Annotated in this window: 16 protein-coding genes and 1 other annotated feature; all 16 genes read right to left on the reverse strand. The window is 39.9% G+C overall.

Annotated features, from left to right (window positions below; genetic code table 11):
- Nucleotides 1-296: 296 nt before the first annotated feature.
- Nucleotides 297-1,484 carry an elongation factor Tu gene (tuf, locus tag RCJ93_RS13775; RefSeq protein ID WP_066790935.1) on the reverse strand — a complete coding sequence of 396 codons (1,188 nt, stop codon included), beginning with the start codon at nucleotides 1,482-1,484 and terminating at the stop codon, nucleotides 297-299.
- Between the two features lie 145 nt (nucleotides 1,485-1,629).
- Nucleotides 1,630-3,711, reverse strand: a complete 2,082-nt coding sequence (fusA, locus tag RCJ93_RS13780) for an elongation factor G (RefSeq protein ID WP_150285383.1) — start codon at nucleotides 3,709-3,711, stop codon at nucleotides 1,630-1,632.
- Nucleotides 3,712-3,753: 42 nt separating this feature from the next.
- Complete coding sequence (rpsG, locus tag RCJ93_RS13785) at nucleotides 3,754-4,224, reverse strand: 30S ribosomal protein S7 (protein WP_066790941.1); 471 nt, start codon at nucleotides 4,222-4,224, stop codon at nucleotides 3,754-3,756.
- 35 nt (nucleotides 4,225-4,259) lie between these two features.
- Entirely contained in the window at nucleotides 4,260-4,679 is a 420-nt protein-coding gene (gene rpsL, locus RCJ93_RS13790; protein WP_066790943.1) for a 30S ribosomal protein S12, read from the reverse strand.
- 460 nt (nucleotides 4,680-5,139) lie between these two features.
- Nucleotides 5,140-8,742, reverse strand: a complete 3,603-nt coding sequence (gene rpoC / locus RCJ93_RS13795) for a DNA-directed RNA polymerase subunit beta' (protein ID WP_446739307.1) — start codon at nucleotides 8,740-8,742, stop codon at nucleotides 5,140-5,142.
- Nucleotides 8,743-8,868: 126 nt separating this feature from the next.
- The gene (gene rpoB / locus RCJ93_RS13800; protein ID WP_066790946.1) at nucleotides 8,869-12,423 is read right to left on the reverse strand and encodes a DNA-directed RNA polymerase subunit beta; all 3,555 of its coding nucleotides are present in this window, start codon (nucleotides 12,421-12,423) and stop codon (nucleotides 8,869-8,871) included.
- A 237-nt stretch (nucleotides 12,424-12,660) separates the two neighbouring features.
- On the reverse strand, nucleotides 12,661-13,260 hold the full coding sequence (locus RCJ93_RS13805) for a class I SAM-dependent methyltransferase (protein WP_066790947.1): 600 nt from the start codon (nucleotides 13,258-13,260) through the stop codon (nucleotides 12,661-12,663).
- 214 nt (nucleotides 13,261-13,474) lie between these two features.
- Nucleotides 13,475-13,834: a 50S ribosomal protein L7/L12 gene (gene rplL / locus RCJ93_RS13810; protein ID WP_066790948.1), complete on the reverse strand. Its 360-nt coding sequence runs from the start codon at nucleotides 13,832-13,834 to the stop codon at nucleotides 13,475-13,477.
- Between the two features lie 71 nt (nucleotides 13,835-13,905).
- Nucleotides 13,906-14,406: a 50S ribosomal protein L10 gene (rplJ, locus tag RCJ93_RS13815; RefSeq protein WP_066790951.1), complete on the reverse strand. Its 501-nt coding sequence runs from the start codon at nucleotides 14,404-14,406 to the stop codon at nucleotides 13,906-13,908.
- 32 nt (nucleotides 14,407-14,438) lie between these two features.
- Nucleotides 14,439-14,582, reverse strand: a sequence feature (ribosomal protein L10 leader region).
- A gap of 49 nt (nucleotides 14,583-14,631) precedes the next feature.
- On the reverse strand, nucleotides 14,632-15,333 hold the full coding sequence (gene rplA / locus RCJ93_RS13820; protein WP_066790953.1) for a 50S ribosomal protein L1: 702 nt from the start codon (nucleotides 15,331-15,333) through the stop codon (nucleotides 14,632-14,634).
- Nucleotides 15,334-15,460: 127 nt separating this feature from the next.
- Nucleotides 15,461-15,886 carry a 50S ribosomal protein L11 gene (gene rplK, locus RCJ93_RS13825; RefSeq protein ID WP_066790954.1) on the reverse strand — a complete coding sequence of 142 codons (426 nt, stop codon included), beginning with the start codon at nucleotides 15,884-15,886 and terminating at the stop codon, nucleotides 15,461-15,463.
- Between the two features lie 179 nt (nucleotides 15,887-16,065).
- The gene (nusG, locus tag RCJ93_RS13830; protein WP_066790956.1) at nucleotides 16,066-16,599 is read right to left on the reverse strand and encodes a transcription termination/antitermination protein NusG; all 534 of its coding nucleotides are present in this window, start codon (nucleotides 16,597-16,599) and stop codon (nucleotides 16,066-16,068) included.
- Between the two features lie 100 nt (nucleotides 16,600-16,699).
- Nucleotides 16,700-16,885 (reverse strand): preprotein translocase subunit SecE, encoded by a 186-nt coding sequence (gene secE, locus RCJ93_RS13835; protein ID WP_066790958.1) that lies wholly within the window; start codon nucleotides 16,883-16,885, stop codon nucleotides 16,700-16,702.
- A 42-nt stretch (nucleotides 16,886-16,927) separates the two neighbouring features.
- Nucleotides 16,928-17,074, reverse strand: a complete 147-nt coding sequence (rpmG, locus tag RCJ93_RS13840) for a 50S ribosomal protein L33 (RefSeq protein ID WP_084246973.1) — start codon at nucleotides 17,072-17,074, stop codon at nucleotides 16,928-16,930.
- 87 nt (nucleotides 17,075-17,161) lie between these two features.
- On the reverse strand, nucleotides 17,162-17,809 hold the full coding sequence (sigH, locus tag RCJ93_RS13845; protein WP_066790960.1) for an RNA polymerase sporulation sigma factor SigH: 648 nt from the start codon (nucleotides 17,807-17,809) through the stop codon (nucleotides 17,162-17,164).
- Nucleotides 17,810-17,867: 58 nt separating this feature from the next.
- Entirely contained in the window at nucleotides 17,868-18,386 is a 519-nt protein-coding gene (locus RCJ93_RS13850; RefSeq protein WP_066790963.1) for an NYN domain-containing protein, read from the reverse strand.
- Nucleotides 18,387-18,389: the final 3 nt, after the last annotated feature.

Genomic DNA, 18,389 nt, shown 5'->3' on the forward strand with positions numbered 1-18,389 from the left:
AATGCGGCCGGGTGTGTCGGCAACCTCCCGCTTCATCGCAGTCAAAGACCAACATTAAATATTATACATAGATTTTCGCGAATAAGCAAGTGATTTCACGAATTTCTTTATATATTGTTTTAGAAAGTCTTCATATCTACTAAATCTTGTTTTGCACGTATTCCAGTATATAAAATTTCTCTTTGTTTGGCAATCGTTTTGTCCATAAGAATTCTTGCCAAATCATTGAAATATAAAAAAAGCTATCCCGTGTGCACTCGGGATAGCTTAATAAATAAATTGTTTTCAAGAAACAATTATTTTTCGATAGATGAAACAACGCCTGAACCAACTGTACGGCCACCTTCGCGGATTGAGAAACGAGTACCGTCTTCGATAGCGATTGGGTGAATTAGTTCGATGTTCATTTTTGTGTTATCGCCAGGCATAACCATTTCAGTACCTTCTGGCAAAGTGATAACACCAGTTACGTCAGTTGTACGGAAATAGAATTGTGGGCGGTAGTTAGAGAAGAATGGAGTGTGACGTCCACCTTCTTCTTTTGATAAAACGTAAACTTCAGCTGAGAATTTAGTGTGTGGAGTGATTGTGCCTGGTTTAGCCAATACTTGTCCACGTTGGATTTCTTCACGAGCAACACCACGTAGTAATGCACCGATGTTATCGCCAGCTTCAGCATAGTCTAATAATTTACGGAACATTTCAACACCAGTTACAGTTGTTTGTTTAGTTTCTTCTGCGATACCTACGATATCAACAACGTCACCAACTTTTACTTGACCGCGTTCTACACGACCAGTAGCAACTGTACCACGACCTGTGATAGAGAATACATCTTCGACAGGCATCATGAATGGTTTGTCAGTTTGACGTTCTGGAGTTGGGATGTATTCATCAACAGCGTTCATTAATTCAACAACGCGTTCTTCCCAATCTGCTTCGCCTTCAAGAGCTTTAAGAGCAGAACCTTTGATAACAGGAACATCATCGCCAGGGAAGTCATATTCAGATAATAGATCACGAACTTCCATTTCTACTAATTCAAGTAATTCTTCGTCGTCTACCATATCGCATTTGTTTAAGAATACTACGATGTAAGGTACGCCTACGTTACGAGATAATAGGATGTGTTCACGAGTTTGTGGCATTGGACCATCAGCAGCAGATACTACAAGGATAGCGCCGTCCATTTGAGCAGCACCAGTGATCATGTTTTTAACATAGTCAGCGTGTCCTGGGCAGTCAACGTGAGCATAGTGACGTTTTTCAGTTTCGTATTCGATGTGAGAAGTATTGATTGTGATACCGCGTTCTTTTTCTTCTGGAGCGTTATCGATTTGATCGTATGATTTAGCTTCTCCACCCATTTTTTTAGAAAGAACTGTAGCGATAGCAGCAGTTAAAGTTGTTTTACCATGGTCAACGTGTCCGATTGTACCAATGTTAGCATGTGTTTTAGAACGGTCGAATTTTTCTTTAGCCATTTTAAAATTGCCTCCTCAAGGTTATAAGTTTAGTTTATAGTTACGTATCTTCGGAGGCAGGGCCCTTGCTTCCTGAAGATGACATAGCTTACATGTTATTTATACTTTATATAAAGGTAAAATTCAATCAAAAATTACTTTGAAATTATGCACCTTTGTTTTGTTTGATAATTTCATCGCTAATTGATTTAGGAACTTCTTCATAATGGTCAAATACCATTGAGAATGTACCACGTCCTTGTGTAGCAGAACGTAGAGTTGTTGCGTAACCGAACATTTCAGCAAGTGGAACCATAGCGCGAACAACTTGAGCGTTACCGCGAGCTTCCATACCTTCAACGCGACCACGGCGAGAAGTGATGTTGCCCATGATATCACCTAGGTATTCTTCAGGCATTACAACTTCCACTTTCATAACTGGTTCTAAAAGAACTGGGTTACATTTTGAAACTGCATTTTTAAGTGCCATTGAAGCAGCTACTTTAAATGCCATTTCGTTTGAATCGACATCGTGGTAAGAACCATCAAATAGTTTTGCTTTGATATCGATCAATGGGAATCCAGCAAGGACACCATTATCTAAAGAGTCGCGAAGACCTGCTTCAACTGCTGGAATGTATTCACGAGGAACTACACCACCAACGATTGCATTTTCGAATTCGAAACCTTTACCTTCTTCGTTAGGTTGGAATTCGATCCAAACGTGACCGAATTGACCACGACCACCTGATTGACGTACAAATTTACCTTCAACTTGTGCGCCAGAACGGAATGTTTCACGATAAGATACTTGTGGTGCACCAACGTTTGCTTCCACATGGAATTCACGTTTCATACGGTCCACAAGAATGTCTAAGTGAAGTTCACCCATACCTGAGATGATTGTTTGGCCAGTTTCTGTGTCAGTGTGAGCACGGAAAGTTGGATCTTCTTCTTGTAGTTTTTGTAAAGCTTGTCCCATTTTATCTTGGTCAGCTTTAGATTTTGGTTCTACAGAAAGTGAGATAACTGGTTCTGGGAATTCCATTGACTCTAAAATCACTAGTGATTTTTCGTCACATAGAGTATCACCAGTAGTGGTTGCTTTAAGACCTACAGCAGCTGCAATGTCTCCAGCGTATACTTTTGAGATTTCCTCACGAGAGTTAGCGTGCATTTGTAGGATACGACCTACGCGTTCACGTTTACCTTTTGTAGAGTTTTGTACATATGATCCAGATTCTAAGATACCAGAGTATACGCGGAAGAAAGTTAATTTACCAACATAAGGGTCAGTCATTACTTTAAATGCTAATGCAGAGAATGGTTCTTCATCAGATGAATGACGAACAATTTCTTCATCTCCATCGACTGATGTACCTTTAATTGCAGCAACGTCTGTTGGAGCAGGAAGGTAGTCGATTACAGCATCAAGCATTAATTGAACACCTTTGTTTTTGAATGCTGTACCACATGTTACTGGGTAGAACTCAACATTTAATGTAGCTTTACGGATAGCAGCTTTTAATTCTTCATTAGTGATTTCTTCACCAGCGAAGTATTTTTCCATTAAATCTTCATCAAGTTCAGCAACAGCTTCAATTAATTTTTCGCGGTATTCTTCAGCTTGAGCTTTGTGCTCTTCTGGAATTTCGCGAACTTCAGCGTTAGAACCGTCATCGCCTTCTTTGTAGAATGTAGCATTCATTTCAATTAGGTCGATGATAGCATTGAACTCATCTTCTGCACCGATTGGAAGCTGAATTGGATGAGCATTTGCTTGTAAACGTTCATGCAAAGTGTTTACTGAGTACAAGAAGTCAGCACCGATTTTATCCATTTTGTTGATAAATACGATACGTGGTACTCCGTAAGTTGTTGCTTGACGCCATACTGTTTCAGTTTGTGGTTCTACACCTGATTGAGCATCAAGTACAGTCACTGCACCGTCAAGTACACGTAAAGAACGTTCAACTTCTACAGTGAAGTCTACGTGTCCCGGAGTATCGATGATGTTTACGCGGTTGCCTTTCCATTGAGCTGTTGTAGCAGCAGAAGTGATAGTGATACCACGTTCTTGCTCTTGCTCCATCCAGTCCATTTGAGAAGCACCTTCATGAGTTTCACCGATTTTGTGAATCTTACCAGTGTAATAAAGGATACGCTCAGTTGTTGTTGTTTTACCAGCATCAATGTGAGCCATGATTCCGATATTACGAGTATTCTCAAGGGAGAACTCTCTAGTCATGCTGTCTTTCTCCTTCCATAATGGATTAAGGTTAGTTTGTGATTACCAACGATAGTGAGCGAATGCTTTGTTCGCTTCTGCCATTTTGTGCATATCTTCACGTTTTTTAACTGACGCACCAGTGTTGTTAGAAGCATCTAGAATTTCATTTGCTAAACGTTCTTCCATTGTTTTTTCGCCACGAAGACGAGAGTAGTTCACTAGGTAACGAAGACCTAAAGTTGTACGACGTTCTGGACGAACTTCAACTGGTACTTGATAGTTAGCACCACCGACACGGCGAGCACGAACTTCAAGAACTGGCATTACATTATTTAGAGCAGCATCAAATACTTCTAGTGGATCTTGACCAGAGCGTTCTTTTACTAATTCGAAAGCTCCGTATAAGATTTTTTGAGAAGTACCTCTTTTACCATCTACCATCATTTTATTGATTAAACGAGTTACTAGTTTTGAGTTATAAATTGGATCTGGTAACACGTCACGTTTGGAAACAGGACCTTTACGAGGCATTTGTTTTCCTCCTTTCATTAAAAAGCATAATTAGATTATTTTTTTTCTTTTGGTTTTTTAGCACCATATAGAGAACGAGATTGCATACGGCCGTTTACTGCAGCAGTATCCAATGCACCACGTACGATGTGGTAACGTACCCCTGGTAAGTCTTTTACACGGCCGCCGCGGATTAGAACAACACTGTGTTCTTGCAAGTTGTGGCCTTCACCAGGAATGTAAGCATTAACTTCGATTTGGTTAGTTAAGCGAACACGAGCATATTTACGTAAAGCTGAGTTCGGTTTTTTCGGAGTCATTGTACCAACACGTGTACAAACACCGCGTTTTTGTGGTGAGTTTACATCAGTCAATGATTTTACAAAGCTGTTATAACCTTTGTTTAGAGCTGGTGATTTAGATTTTTTACTTTTGGATTGACGAGGCTTACGTACTAATTGGTTAATTGTAGGCATCGATTTTTCCTCCCTTCATACTGTTTCTTAATCCACACATCCAGGTGGTTCATTTTAAGGTAAAAAACAAAGCTTTTGCGTGATCATCGCAAAAACCAATATTCAGTGGTCGCACTATTGTTGCTCTATTATATTGCGTAGGCTCTACCAAGTCTTCTTTTCGAGTCTACCTATACAACGGGAATGCCAATTCTTTGTGCTATAAGCACCGCATGCGTGGCCATTCGATCGTCTGCATATGAGCAACGAAAACTTCGGTAATATACCCTTGCAATGCTGTACTGTTTTGTTTTCTTACCAATGATTGTTTGTTATCCTATGCATTTGTTCAATACAAGATCGATGAGTGCAACAGACAACCAACTATCAACCTAAAATATATTATCATCCATTGATCATATTGTCAACGAATTTATTAAAAAGATGAGGAGGAGGACTGCCCCTCCTCTCATACTTTTAACTAATCTACTGCAAGTGTTTCTTCTTGTTCTTCTGTTTCGTTATCGGCCATTTTAATTTGACGGTAACGTTGCATACCTGTACCAGCAGGAACAAGTTTACCTAAGATAACATTTTCTTTCAGTCCAAGTAGTTCATCGCGTTTACCTTTGATTGCTGCATCTGTTAATACGCGAGTTGTTTCTTGGAATGAAGCTGCAGATAAGAATGATTCTGTTTCAAGAGAAGCTTTTGTAATACCCAAGATGACAGGTCGGCATGTAGCTGGAATCTTACCTTCAACAATAGCTTCAACATTTGCTTCTGCAAATTGGTGCACATCTAGCAATGTACCAGGAAGTAAGTCTGTTTCTCCCGCTTCAATAACACGTACTTTACGAAGCATTTGGCGAACCATTACCTCTACGTGTTTATCACCAATTTCTACCCCTTGCATACGGTATACTTTTTGGACTTCTTTTAATAGGTATTCTTCTACTGAAGAAACATCTGTAACTTTAAGTAATTCTTTCGGATCAATTGAACCCTCTGTTAATATTTGACCATGATACACATTTTCGTTCAATTGAACTTTTAGACGTGCATTATATGGTGCTAAATATTTACGTGTTTCAACTTTTCCTTGGACCGTAATTTCTTTTTGGCCTTCGCGAATTTCTTCGATCTCTGTTACAACACCAGCGATTTCAGTAATGACCGCTTGACCTTTTGGATTACGTGCTTCGAATATCTCTTGGATACGTGGAAGACCTTGTGTAATATCGGCACCGGCTACCCCACCTTGGTGGAATGTACGCATTGTTAACTGTGTACCAGGTTCACCGATTGATTGTGCAGCGATGATACCAACTGCCTCACCAACTTCAACTTTATCGCCTGTCGCTAAGTTCATGCCGTAACATTTTTTACATACACCATGTTTGGTATTACATGTGAAGGCAGAACGGATTGTTACCTCTTCAATGCCCACTTCTTCAATTAGACGAGCAAGCTCAGCTGTAATCAATTCGTCGCGTGCTACAAGGACTTCGTTTGTTTCTGGGTGGCGAATTGTTTTCTTCGCATAACGTCCGATCATACGCTCTTCTAGAGTTTCAATAATCTCTGTGCCTTCTTTCAAAGCAGAGATTGCTAAACCTCTATCTGTACCGCAATCATCTTCACGAACAATAACATCTTGTGCAACGTCAACTAGACGGCGAGTAAGGTAACCTGAATCGGCTGTTTTCAGCGCTGTATCAGCAAGACCTTTACGTGCACCATGCGTAGAGATGAAGTACTCGAGTACTGTTAAACCTTCACGGAATGATGATTTAATCGGAAGTTCGATAATACGTCCGGCCGGGTTGGCCATCAAACCACGCATACCAGCAAGCTGAGTAAAGTTAGATGCGTTACCACGGGCACCAGAGTCACTCATCATAAAGATTGGGTTCTCTGCTGGAAGGGAATCCATCAGTTTTGATTGAATTTCGTCTTTAGCCGCACTCCAGAAAGAAATAACGCGATCGTAGCGTTCTTCTTCTGTAATTAAACCGCGACGGAATTGTTTCATCACTTTATCCACTTGCTCTTGCGCTTTATGCAAGATCTCGTGTTTCCCTGGTAATACGATGATATCGGAAATACCAATTGAAATACCGGCTTTAGTAGAATACTTGAAGCCAAGATCTTTCATACGGTCAAGCATGACGGATGTTTCAGTAATATGGTATCTAGCAAATACTTCTGCAATAACATTACCTAAATACTTCTTCGTAAACGGCTTAACGAGTTCTTGTGAAGCGATATGTTCCTTCACATCTGTTGACGTAGGAATAAAGTATTTGTCTGGTGTTGCATCATGCAAGTTTGTATTTGTTGGTTCATTGATATATGGGAATGAATTATCCAAGATTTCATTGAAGAAAACTTTCCCAGCAGTTGTAAGCAACAACATATTGTTTTGTTCTTCTGTAAATGTCTTATTGTTTAAAGAAGATGCTTTAATTGCAATACGTGAGTGCAAGTGCACTTCGTTATTTTGATAAGCAATATTTAATTCTTCTGGTCCATAGAAGACAGAACCTTCACCAATAGCGCCTTTTCTCTCAAGTGTTAAGTAATAGTTCCCTAATACCATATCTTGAGATGGCGTAACAACTGGTTTACCGTCTTTTGGATTTAGAATGTTTTGAGCTGCAAGCATTAGTAAACGAGCTTCCGCTTGTGCTTCTGCAGAAAGTGGAACGTGAACCGCCATTTGGTCACCATCGAAGTCAGCGTTGTAAGCTGTACATACTAATGGATGAAGACGGATAGCCTTCCCTTCGATAAGAGTTGGTTCAAATGCTTGAATACCAAGTCTGTGAAGAGTAGGAGCACGGTTTAGAAGTACTGGATGCTCTTTCATGATTTCTTCTAGAACATCCCAGATTTCTGGGTGCATACGTTCAATTTTTCGTTTTGCAGATTTAATATTATGCGCAAGACCGCGTTCTACTAATTCTTTCATTACGAAAGGCTTGAACAATTCGATTGCCATACCTTTTGGAAGACCACATTGATACATTTTCAAAGATGGACCTACAACGATTACAGAACGGCCAGAGTAGTCAACACGTTTACCCAATAAGTTTTGACGGAAACGCCCTTGTTTCCCTTTTAACATATGAGATAAAGATTTTAATGGACGGTTACCAGGTCCTGTAACAGGACGGCCACGACGGCCATTGTCTATAAGTGCATCGACAGCCTCTTGTAGCATACGTTTTTCGTTTTGAACAATAATGCCAGGCGCGCCTAGATCAAGAAGGCGTTTCAAACGGTTGTTACGGTTAATTACACGACGATATAAGTCATTTAAATCTGATGTAGCGAACCGTCCACCATCTAGTTGTACCATTGGGCGCAATTCAGGTGGGATTACAGGTAGCACATCTAGAATCATCCATTCAGGACGGTTGCCGGAATGGCGGAATGATTCTACCACTTCAAGACGTTTGATTGCTCTTGTACGGCGTTGGCCTTGTGCTGTTTTAAGTTCTTCTTTTAATGCTTCTGTTTCTTTATCAAGATCAATTTCTGATAATAATTGTTGAATTGCTTCAGCACCCATTGAAGCTACGAAAGTTTTACCGTATTTTTCGCGGTACGCACGGTATTCTTTTTCTGAAAGCAATTGTTTCTTTTCAAGTGGTGTATCTGCCGCTTCAATTACAACATATGACGCAAAATAGATTACTTCTTCAAGTGAGCGTGGTGACATATCTAGGATAAGTCCCATACGGCTCGGGATTCCCTTGAAGTACCAGATGTGTGAGACAGGAGCAGCTAATTCGATATGCCCCATACGTTCGCGACGTACTTTAGCGCGAGTTACTTCTACTCCACAACGGTCACAAACAACACCTTTGTAACGTACACGTTTGTATTTCCCGCAATGACATTCCCAGTCCTTTGTCGGTCCAAAGATACGTTCACAGAACAAACCGTCTTTTTCTGGTTTAAGTGTTCGATAGTTAATAGTTTCTGGTTTTTTGACTTCTCCATAAGACCATGAACGGATTTTATCGGGCGAAGCTAGACCAATCTTCATGTATTCAAAATTATTAACGTCTATCAAGGAGCCTACCTCCCTTTATTCTGAAGTCTTAAGTGACTTTCCATTAGCTCGGCGATATTTATTGGTAAAAGGGGATAAGGACAAGCCCGCAAACGGTCCTGTCCAGTATCCTGTAGTTATAAATATTTATTCTGCTGATCCTACTGATGCTTCTTCTTCTGTAGTCGAAGCAATATTGAATGAATCGTTTGGTTGAAGATCATCATCATCTTCAGTATCACGCAATTCGATTTCTTCATCATCGATAGTCAACATTTTCACGTCTAAACCTAAAGACTGAAGCTCTTTAATTAATACTTTGAAAGATTCCGGAACGCCTGCTTCAGGAACGCTTTCTCCCTTAACGATGGCTTCGTATGTTTTCACACGACCCACAACGTCATCGGATTTAACTGTTAAGATTTCTTGAAGAGTATAAGCAGCGCCATACGCTTCAAGCGCCCATACTTCCATCTCACCGAAACGTTGTCCACCGAACTGTGCTTTACCGCCAAGTGGTTGTTGCGTAACAAGTGAGTAAGGGCCTGTTGAACGAGCGTGCAATTTATCGTCAACCATGTGAGCCAGTTTGATCATGTACATAACCCCAACTGAAACGCGGTTATCGAATGGTTCGCCTGTACGTCCATCATATAAAACAGTTTTACCGTCACGGTTCATGCCGGCTTCTTCCATTGTTCTCCAAACATCTTCGTCTGAAGCACCATCAAATACTGGTGTAGCCATGTACACGCCTAAATAGCGAGCTGCCATGCCTAGGTGAATCTCCAATACCTGTCCAATATTCATACGAGAAGGTACGCCTAGTGGATTTAACATGATATCTACTGGAGTGCCGTCTGGCAAGTATGGCATATCTTCTTCAGGCAAGATGCGAGAGATAACCCCTTTGTTACCATGACGACCGGCCATTTTATCCCCAACGCGAATTTTACGTTTTTGGACAATATAGACACGAACCATTTGGTTAACGCCTGGAGATAGTTCATCGCCATCTTCACGATTGAAGACTTTGACATCTAGTACAATACCGCCTGCTCCGTGTGGCACTTTAAGAGAAGTATCACGTACTTCACGCGCTTTTTCACCGAAGATTGCGTGTAATAGGCGTTCTTCTGCAGTTAGTTCTGTTACACCTTTAGGAGTAACTTTACCTACTAAGATATCGCCATCATTTACTTCCGCACCAATACGGATAATTCCTCGTTCGTCAAGATTGCGCAATGCCTCTTCACCGACATTCGGAATATCGCGAGTGATTTCTTCAGGTCCGAGCTTTGTATCACGAGCTTCTGATTCATACTCTTCAATGTGTACAGATGTATACACATCATTTTTCACTAAACGTTCGTTCATGATAACAGCATCTTCATAGTTGTAACCGTTCCATGTCATGAATGCAACCACAACATTTCGGCCTAGTGCTAGCTCACCGTTTTCCATAGATGGACCATCAGCTAAGATATCACGAGGTTGAACACGGTCACCGACTTTTACCAACGGGCGTTGGTTGATGCTTGTTCCGTGGTTAGAACGAGTGAATTTTTGTAATTTATATTTTGTTAAATCGCCTTTAACTTCTTTACCGTCGATTTCTTCAATGCGACGCACATGAATAGTACGTGCTTCAACATGCTCGACAATACCAGGATATTTCGCAACTACTGCTGCGCCTGAATCTCTAGCATCTACGTGTTCCATACCTGTTCCAACGAATGGAGCTTCAGGATTTAAAAGAGGAACAGCTTGACGTTGCATGTTCGCACCCATTAGGGCACGGTTGGAGTCATCGTTTTCTAAGAATGGGATACAAGCTGTTGCAGCTGATACTACTTGTTTTGGTGAGACGTCCATGTAATCGACTGTATCACGTTTAAACACAGAGTTATCACCGCGGAAACGGCCAACAACTTCTTCCTCAACAAACGAACCATCTGGATTTAATGGAGAGTTTGCTTGCGCTACAACATAGTTATCTTCTTCATCGGCAGTTAAATAGTCGATGTGGCTTGTTAAACGACCTGTTTCAGGGTCTACGCGACGGTAAGGTGTTTCGATAAATCCGAATTTGTTTACTTTCGCATAACTAGATAGTGAGTTAATCAAACCAATGTTTGGACCCTCAGGTGTCTCAATCGGACACATACGGCCATAGTGAGAATAGTGAACGTCACGCACTTCCATGCCAGCACGTTCACGCGTTAAACCACCAGGTCCTAAAGCGGATAGACGGCGTTTATGCGTAAGCTCAGCTAATGGATTTGTTTGGTCCATGAATTGTGACAATTGAGAGCTTCCGAAGAACTCTTTAATCGCCGCAATAACTGGGCGGATATTGATCAATTGTTGCGGTACTAGAGAAGCGGTGTCGTTAATTGACATACGCTCGCGCACCACTCGTTCCATACGAGAAAGACCAATACGGAATTGATTTTGCAACAATTCGCCTACAGAACGTAAACGACGGTTACCCAAATGGTCAATATCATCTGTATCACCTACACCATATAGCAAGTTAAAGAAGTAAGAAACAGATGCTACTACATCAGCAGGAGTAAGATGTTTAACTTCTTCATCGATATATGCGTTGCTAATCACTTTAATTTCTTTTTGTGATTCGTCATTTGGTGCATAGATCTTAATCTCTTGAATTTGGATATCGCCTTCAAGGACACCGCCTACTTTTGATACGGTTTTAAAGCCTACACCATTTTCTAAATAGGGGATAAGGCGATCTAAAACGCGACGGTCGATTAATGTACCTGCTTCAACTAATATCTCGCCTGTTTCAGGATCTGCTAATGTTTGAGCGATCGTTTGGTTGAAAAGACGATTTTTGATATGAAGCTTTTTATTCATTTTATAGCGACCAACATTCGCTAAGTCATAGCGTTTTGGGTCGAAGAAACGAGAATACAACAGATTTTTTGCGCTTTCTACTGTTGGTGGTTCACCAGGACGAAGACGCTCATAGATTTCAAGCAATGCTTTTTCTGTGCTGTCTGTATTGTCCTTTTCCAACGTATTGCGTAAAAACTCATTGTCACCGATCAAATCGATAATCTCTTGATCAGATGCAAACCCTAGCGCGCGAAGCAATACCGTAATCGGTAATTTACGCGTACGGTCAATGCGGACATATACAATATCCTTTGCATCTGTTTCGTATTCAAGCCAAGCACCACGGTTTGGAATAACTGTTGCACCAAAGCCTTTTTTACCGTTTTTATCTGTTTTATCGTGATAGTAAACACTTGGTGATCGTACTAATTGGGAAACAATGACGCGTTCAGCACCATTAATTACAAAAGTACCTGTATCCGTCATAAGCGGGAAGTCACCCATGAATACTTCTTGTTCTTTTACTTCTTCTGTTTCTTTGTTGAGTAGACGCACTTTAACTCGTAATGGAGCTGCATAAGTTACGTCACGTTGTTTACACTCATCGACATCATATTTCGGTTCTCCGAGACTATAGTCGACGAATTCTAGTGATAAATTCCCTGTGAAGTCTTCAATTGGTGAAATATCATGAAACATTTCACGTAATCCTTCTTCAAGGAACCACTCGTTAGATGCAGTTTGAATCTCAATAAGATTCGGAAGTTCTAGCACCTCTTTAATACGCGCGAAGCTTCTACGCTTTCGGTGTTGTCCGTACTGAACTAGTTGACCTGTCAACTCATTCACCCCTCAATAAAGCGATAATAGGTCTTTCAGAAACCATATAAATGTTGTATGATAACGAAAGACAAAAAAGAAAATAAGTTCAAATATGAGCTCATTTCCGATTAACCAAATTCAAATTTGAAAGCTCTTGCTATTCACTTTTCAGCTAAAGGGCAAACGCCTTCAAATTAATATTTTTGCATTTTATTATAATATCATAGCGCATTTGTCAAGTCAATCTATAAGTTTTTATTTCCTCGCTTTGATAATCCAATAACCTTTTTTCTTCTCTACTATCTCCACTTTTGAGAATTTTAATTCCAAATAATCAAAAGTTGATGGAGCTCCTTGCTTTTTTTGTATCACTACCCACAACTCGCCTGAATCCGCTAACTTATCATACGCCTCGTCATAGAATCTAAAAATAGTATCCTTACCAGCTCGTATAGGGGGATTCGTCAAAACTGCAGCGATTTTTCCATTCGGAACAGATGAAAGTGCGTCACTTTCATAAATTTGCACATTTTGAACCCCGTTCAATTCAGCGTTCTTTTTTGCTAAATTAACTGCCCGCTCATTTACATCCATCATTTCAACGATTCGGTCAGGATAACTTTTTGCAATCGACAATCCAATCGGGCCGTAACCACACCCTACATCTAAAACATGCCCATCTACATCCGGCATAACAAAACAATCAATTAATACACGGGAACCAAAATCTACTTCGCTTTTACTAAAAACTCCAGCATCTGTTTCAAAAGTAAATAAAAAACCTCGTAGTGTGTATTGCCATTTAGAAGGCTTGCTTTCTACTTGAGGATTTTTGGAATAATAATGTTCTGACAAGAAAAATACCCCCATCATGTAATGATAACGTAAAACTTCTAACAAACGGAGCTGTTCTTCTATCTGCTGATTGCTGTTCTAATCAGTAATTTCACGGGTAAATGCTCCAAACTTATACTCTATTAAACGTCGGCACAGAAACTTTATGCCCATTAATTTGAGATAAAGAAAAAGCCCGCCAAATTGACGAGCTTTTACAATCAATCAGTAGAAATTATTTTACTTCTACAGATGCGCCAACTTCTTCAAGTTTAGCTTTGATTTCTTCAGCTTCTTCTTTAGAAGCGCCTTCTTTAAGAGCTTTAGGAGCGTTATCAACTACTTCTTTAGCTTCTTTAAGACCTAAACCAGTGATTTCACGAACCACTTTGATTACTTTAATTTTTTGATCGCCAGCAGAAGCTAAAACAACATCAAATTCTGTTTTTTCTTCTGCAGCTGCAGCGCCGCCACCAGCAACTGCTACAGGAGCAGCTGCAGTAACACCGAATTCTTCTTCGATTGCTTTTACTAAGTCATTTAATTCAAGAACTGTCATAGCTTTGATTGCTTCTAAGATTTGCTCTTTATTCATTATATTTTCCTCCTATGTGGAATGTATTAGTTTTTTTGTTTTATGCAAGTGCATTTAAGCTGCGCTTAAAATTAAGCGCCTTGCTCTTCTTTTTGTTCTGCAACAGCTTTTGTTGCAAGAGCGAAGTTGCGTACTGGAGCTTGAAGAACAGAAAGTAGCATAGATAGTAAACCTTCGCGTGATGGAAGTTCTGCCAATGCTTTAACTTCTGCAACGTCAGCGTAAGCACCTTCAATAAGGCCAGCTTTGATTTCTAATTGTTCGTTTTCTTTCGCGAAGTTATTAATGATACGTGCAGGAGCAACAACATCTTCATTAGAGAATGCGATTGCGTTCGGGCCTGTAAGAACTTCATTTAGATCTTCATGGCCAGCTTCTACAGTAGCACGGCGAACTAAAGTATTTTTGTATACTTTAAATTCTACACCAGCTTCACGTAGTTGTTTACGTAGTTCAGTAACTTGAGCTACTGAAAGTCCGCGGTAGTCAACTACTACAACTGATGCTGCATTTTTAAACTTGTCAGCGATTTCTTGAACAACAGCTTGTTTCATTTCAACTGCTTTGTTCATATTGACACCTCCTATAAGAATGAGTCATTTATACCGACAAAAGAAAAGCCTCTTGCCATCAGTAGACAAGAGGCGGAATTTCATCATCTTTAAAACAAGAGTCTGAGTTCCTTTGCCCTCGGTAGGATCATTAAGCACTAGGCCCCTACGGTCTACGGTACAAATGGATAAATCACAACGTTATTCATCATAGCAAACGATCAATAGTTTGTCAATGAAAAAATACTATTTTACTGCAGTTGCTGTTAATGGATCAACTTTGATAGATGGTCCCATTGTAGTAGTTACATGAAGAGACTTGATGTAAGTACCTTTTGCTGCTGCAGGTTTTGCTTTAACGATTACATCAACAAGTGTTGAGAAGTTTTCAGCTAGTTTGTCAGCATCGAATGATACTTTGCCGATTGGCGCATGTACGATACCAGCTTTGTCAGCACGGTATTCTACTTTACCAGCTTTAATTTCGTTAACTGCTTTTGTTACGTCGAATGTAACTGTGCCAGTTTTAGGGTTTGGCATTAAGCCTTTAGGTCCTAATACACGACCAAGTTTACCTACTTCACCCATCATGTCTGGAGTTGCAACGATTACATCGAAGTCGAACCAGCCTTGTTGGATTTTTTGGATATATTCAGCATCGCCAACATAGTCAGCGCCAGCTGCTTCTGCTTCTTTAATTTTTTCGCCTTTAGCGAAAACTAATACACGTTGAGTTTTACCAGTACCGTTTGGAAGCACAACTGCGCCACGGATTTGTTGGTCATTTTTACGAGTATCGATATTTAAGTTAAATGCTACTTCAACTGTTGCGTCAAAGTTAACAGTGCTTGTTTTTTTAGCAAGTTCAGTTGCTTCTGCAATTGTGTAAAGTTGATCACGATTTACAAGTTTAACTGCTTCTTGCATTTTTTTACCTTTTTTAGCCATTTTAAATTTCCTCCTTGATTGTGGTTGTAACGGATTAAACCTCCCACGAATAAAGGCTGCGTGTTTCAAATATGACTATAAGAAACAATCGCAACCTCAAAAAACAATACTTTATCAAGTAATGGGATTAGTCTTCGATTACAATACCCATGCTACGTGCAGTACCTTCAACCATTGACATAGCAGCTTCTACTGATGCTGCGTTTAGGTCAGGCATTTTAGTTTCCGCGATTTCGCGTACTTTATCACGTTTCACAGTAGCAACTTTGTTGCGGTTTGGTTCACCAGAGCCTGATTGAATACCAGCCGCTACTTTAAGTAATACTGCTGCCGGTGGAGTTTTTGTAATGAAAGTGAATGAACGGTCTTCAAATACAGAAATCTCAACTGGGATGATTAATCCTGCTTGATCTGCAGTACGAGCATTGAATTCTTTACAGAATCCCATGATGTTAACACCTGCTTGACCCAATGCAGGACCTACCGGTGGTGCTGGGTTTGCTTTACCAGCTGGGATTTGAAGTTTTACAACTTTAATAACTTTTTTAGCCACGAGACACACCTCCTTAAGTCCGTGATGTGGTAATAGGGTTGCCCCTCCCACTCAATATTTGTCTGTCGGCTTAATCCGATAACATTAAAATTACTGATGCCTACTACGTATGGATAATTCCTATAGTATGACCTTTGAAATGATAACACTTTTTAAAATACAAGGCAAGTCCCTAGAGATTAAACTTTTAGAACTTGGTCAAAATCTAGCTCCATTTTTGTTTCGCGACCAAACATATCGATGGTTACGCTAATTTTTTCTTTGTCGCTAAGGATTTCGCCCACAATACCTTGGAAATGAGCAAATGGTCCTTCTAAAACTTCTACTAAGTCTCCTACGTTGAAGTCTAGATCCACTTTACCTTCAGTTTCACCCATTTGTTTAAGAATAGCTTCAACTTCTTCCGGCAATAGTGGAGTTGGTTTTACACCGCCGCCTGATGAACCGATAAAGCCAGTAACGCCCGGCGTGTTTCGTACAACATACCAAGCATCGTCTGTCATGATCAATTCTACTAATACATAGCCAGGGAAAGTTTTGCGCATATACGTTTTTTTGCGACCATCTTTTACTTCTGTTTCTTGTTCTTCTGGAATCACAACACGGAAGATTTTGTCTTGCATCCCCATTGTTTCAACACGTTTTTCAAGGTTTGCTTTGACTTTATTTTCATAACCTGAGTAAGTATGAACAACATACCAATTTTTCTCCATAATAGATAGGGCGATTGCCGCCCTTCCCTCCTTTTCTAAAAGGCAAATGAAAAAACCCGTTTCATATACGGGCTAATTCGAACATATTAATCTTATTAAATCACAATTCTAAGTACCAGCGCAATAATTTAGAAATACCTAAGTCAACTACCATAAAAAAGGCAGCCATAAATAGCAAAGTTGTCACGATGATAATTGTATACTTTGTTAATTCTTTGCGTTTTGGCCAACTTGTCTTTCGCATTTCCGATAGAACGCCGCTAAAAAATCCACCTATCTTGCCCATTCACCAAACCTCCGAATATAATCGTCTATCTACTAAATCGTATTATTTCGTTTGCTTATGTAATGTATGCTCATTACAATTTGAACAATATTTCTTAAGCTCCATTCGTATAGAATGATTCTTAGTTGCGGGTAAATGATAATTTCTAGAACCGCATTTTTCGCAGCTTAATGCTACTTTCTGCCCCATAGTCCTCACCTTTTTACACTTTAATCCCTTTAGAGAAGCCTATCACCTATCACAAATACTGTCAACTAACCTTTTAATCACTCAAAACTATACTTCTACTTCCAAATGGCGTTCGAGTTTGCGTTTAATTCGCTGCAAAGCATTATCAATTGATTTCACATGCCGGTCTAAACTCGCAGAAATCTCTTGATATGATCTACCTTCTAAATATAGAGTTAATACTTGGCGTTCTAAGTCACTTAATACCTGTCCAATCTTTTCTTCTAAACTATTAAACTCTTCTTGATGGATAATAAGTTTTTCCGGATCATCAATTGTTGCTCCTGAAAGCATATCCATAAGCGTTTTTGCTGATGATTCTTCTTCAAAAACAGGTTTATCCAGCGAAACATAAGAGTTCAGTGGTATATGCTTTTGGCGTGTAGCTGCTTTAATTGCTGTAATGATTTGGCGTCTGACACAGAGTTCCGCAAACGCCTTAAATGATGTGATTCTCTCGCCATTAAAATCTCTTACTGCTTTATAAAGCCCAATCATTCCTTCTTGCACAATATCTTCTTTATCAGCACCAATTAAAAAATAGGACTTTACTTTTAAACGCACTAAAGGTTTATACTTGCTGATTAAAAAATCTAATGCGTTTGAATCGGCATTGCATGCCATCTCGACTAATTGCTCATCCGAACAATCTTCAAGACGTATATGCTTCTCTTGCAAATGATCGCTTGTTACCAAAGTATCACCTCACCAGATGGCTATTTAGAACAAGTATAACGGAGGTGGAAATTATCAGTCAATCACTCAATTTATTTCCTCTTCGCATTTGTTCGAATTTTTCTAATACTTCTGCTGATAAAGGGATTTTAGAACTAGGCTTTTGTGTTTGGATTTTTTTTACTTTATGTGTTATTTGCATTTGGACTTCCTGCAGCTCAATTTCAAACTCACGCGCTGACTTTCGCAATGCGCCATTACCAAATGCGACGCTTTGCTCCGCCATATCAGACGTTGCCACATAAATCTTATTGCGTTTAGAAGTCAGCTCTGCCGTGAGTTTTTCAATGCGATCATCCGCCGTTTCCTTTGCCCTTGTATAGATCACTTCGACATCACTTTGTTTTAACTTTGTGGCAATGCCTGGTACAAGGTATGCATCAAAAACGACGATGACTCGCATCCCAGAATAGGCTTGATAGTCTGCCATTAACTCTATCAGTCGATCTCTTGCGTCTACAAGCTTATGTTCTTTTAAACGTTGAAGCTCCTTCCACGCACCGATAATGTTATAACCATCAACTAAGAGTATATTCATTCA

Source organism: Rummeliibacillus sp. BSL5, from assembly GCF_052928305.1.

Coding starts and splice junctions, on each gene's coding strand:
- tuf (WP_066790935.1), bottom strand. CDS start 1,484: ATGGCTAAAGAAAAATTCGACCGTTCTAAAACACATGCTAACATTGGT.
- fusA (WP_150285383.1), bottom strand. CDS start 3,711: ATGACTAGAGAGTTCTCCCTTGAGAATACTCGTAATATCGGAATCATG.
- rpsG (WP_066790941.1), bottom strand. CDS start 4,224: ATGCCTCGTAAAGGTCCTGTTTCCAAACGTGACGTGTTACCAGATCCA.
- rpsL (WP_066790943.1), bottom strand. CDS start 4,679: ATGCCTACAATTAACCAATTAGTACGTAAGCCTCGTCAATCCAAAAGT.
- rplL (WP_066790948.1), bottom strand. CDS start 13,834: ATGAATAAAGAGCAAATCTTAGAAGCAATCAAAGCTATGACAGTTCTT.
- rplJ (WP_066790951.1), bottom strand. CDS start 14,406: ATGAACAAAGCAGTTGAAATGAAACAAGCTGTTGTTCAAGAAATCGCT.
- rplA (WP_066790953.1), bottom strand. CDS start 15,333: ATGGCTAAAAAAGGTAAAAAAATGCAAGAAGCAGTTAAACTTGTAAAT.
- nusG (WP_066790956.1), bottom strand. CDS start 16,599: ATGGAGAAAAATTGGTATGTTGTTCATACTTACTCAGGTTATGAAAAT.
- secE (WP_066790958.1), bottom strand. CDS start 16,885: ATGGGCAAGATAGGTGGATTTTTTAGCGGCGTTCTATCGGAAATGCGA.
- rpmG (WP_084246973.1), bottom strand. CDS start 17,074: ATGGGGCAGAAAGTAGCATTAAGCTGCGAAAAATGCGGTTCTAGAAAT.
- RCJ93_RS13850 (WP_066790963.1), bottom strand. CDS start 18,386: ATGAATATACTCTTAGTTGATGGTTATAACATTATCGGTGCGTGGAAG.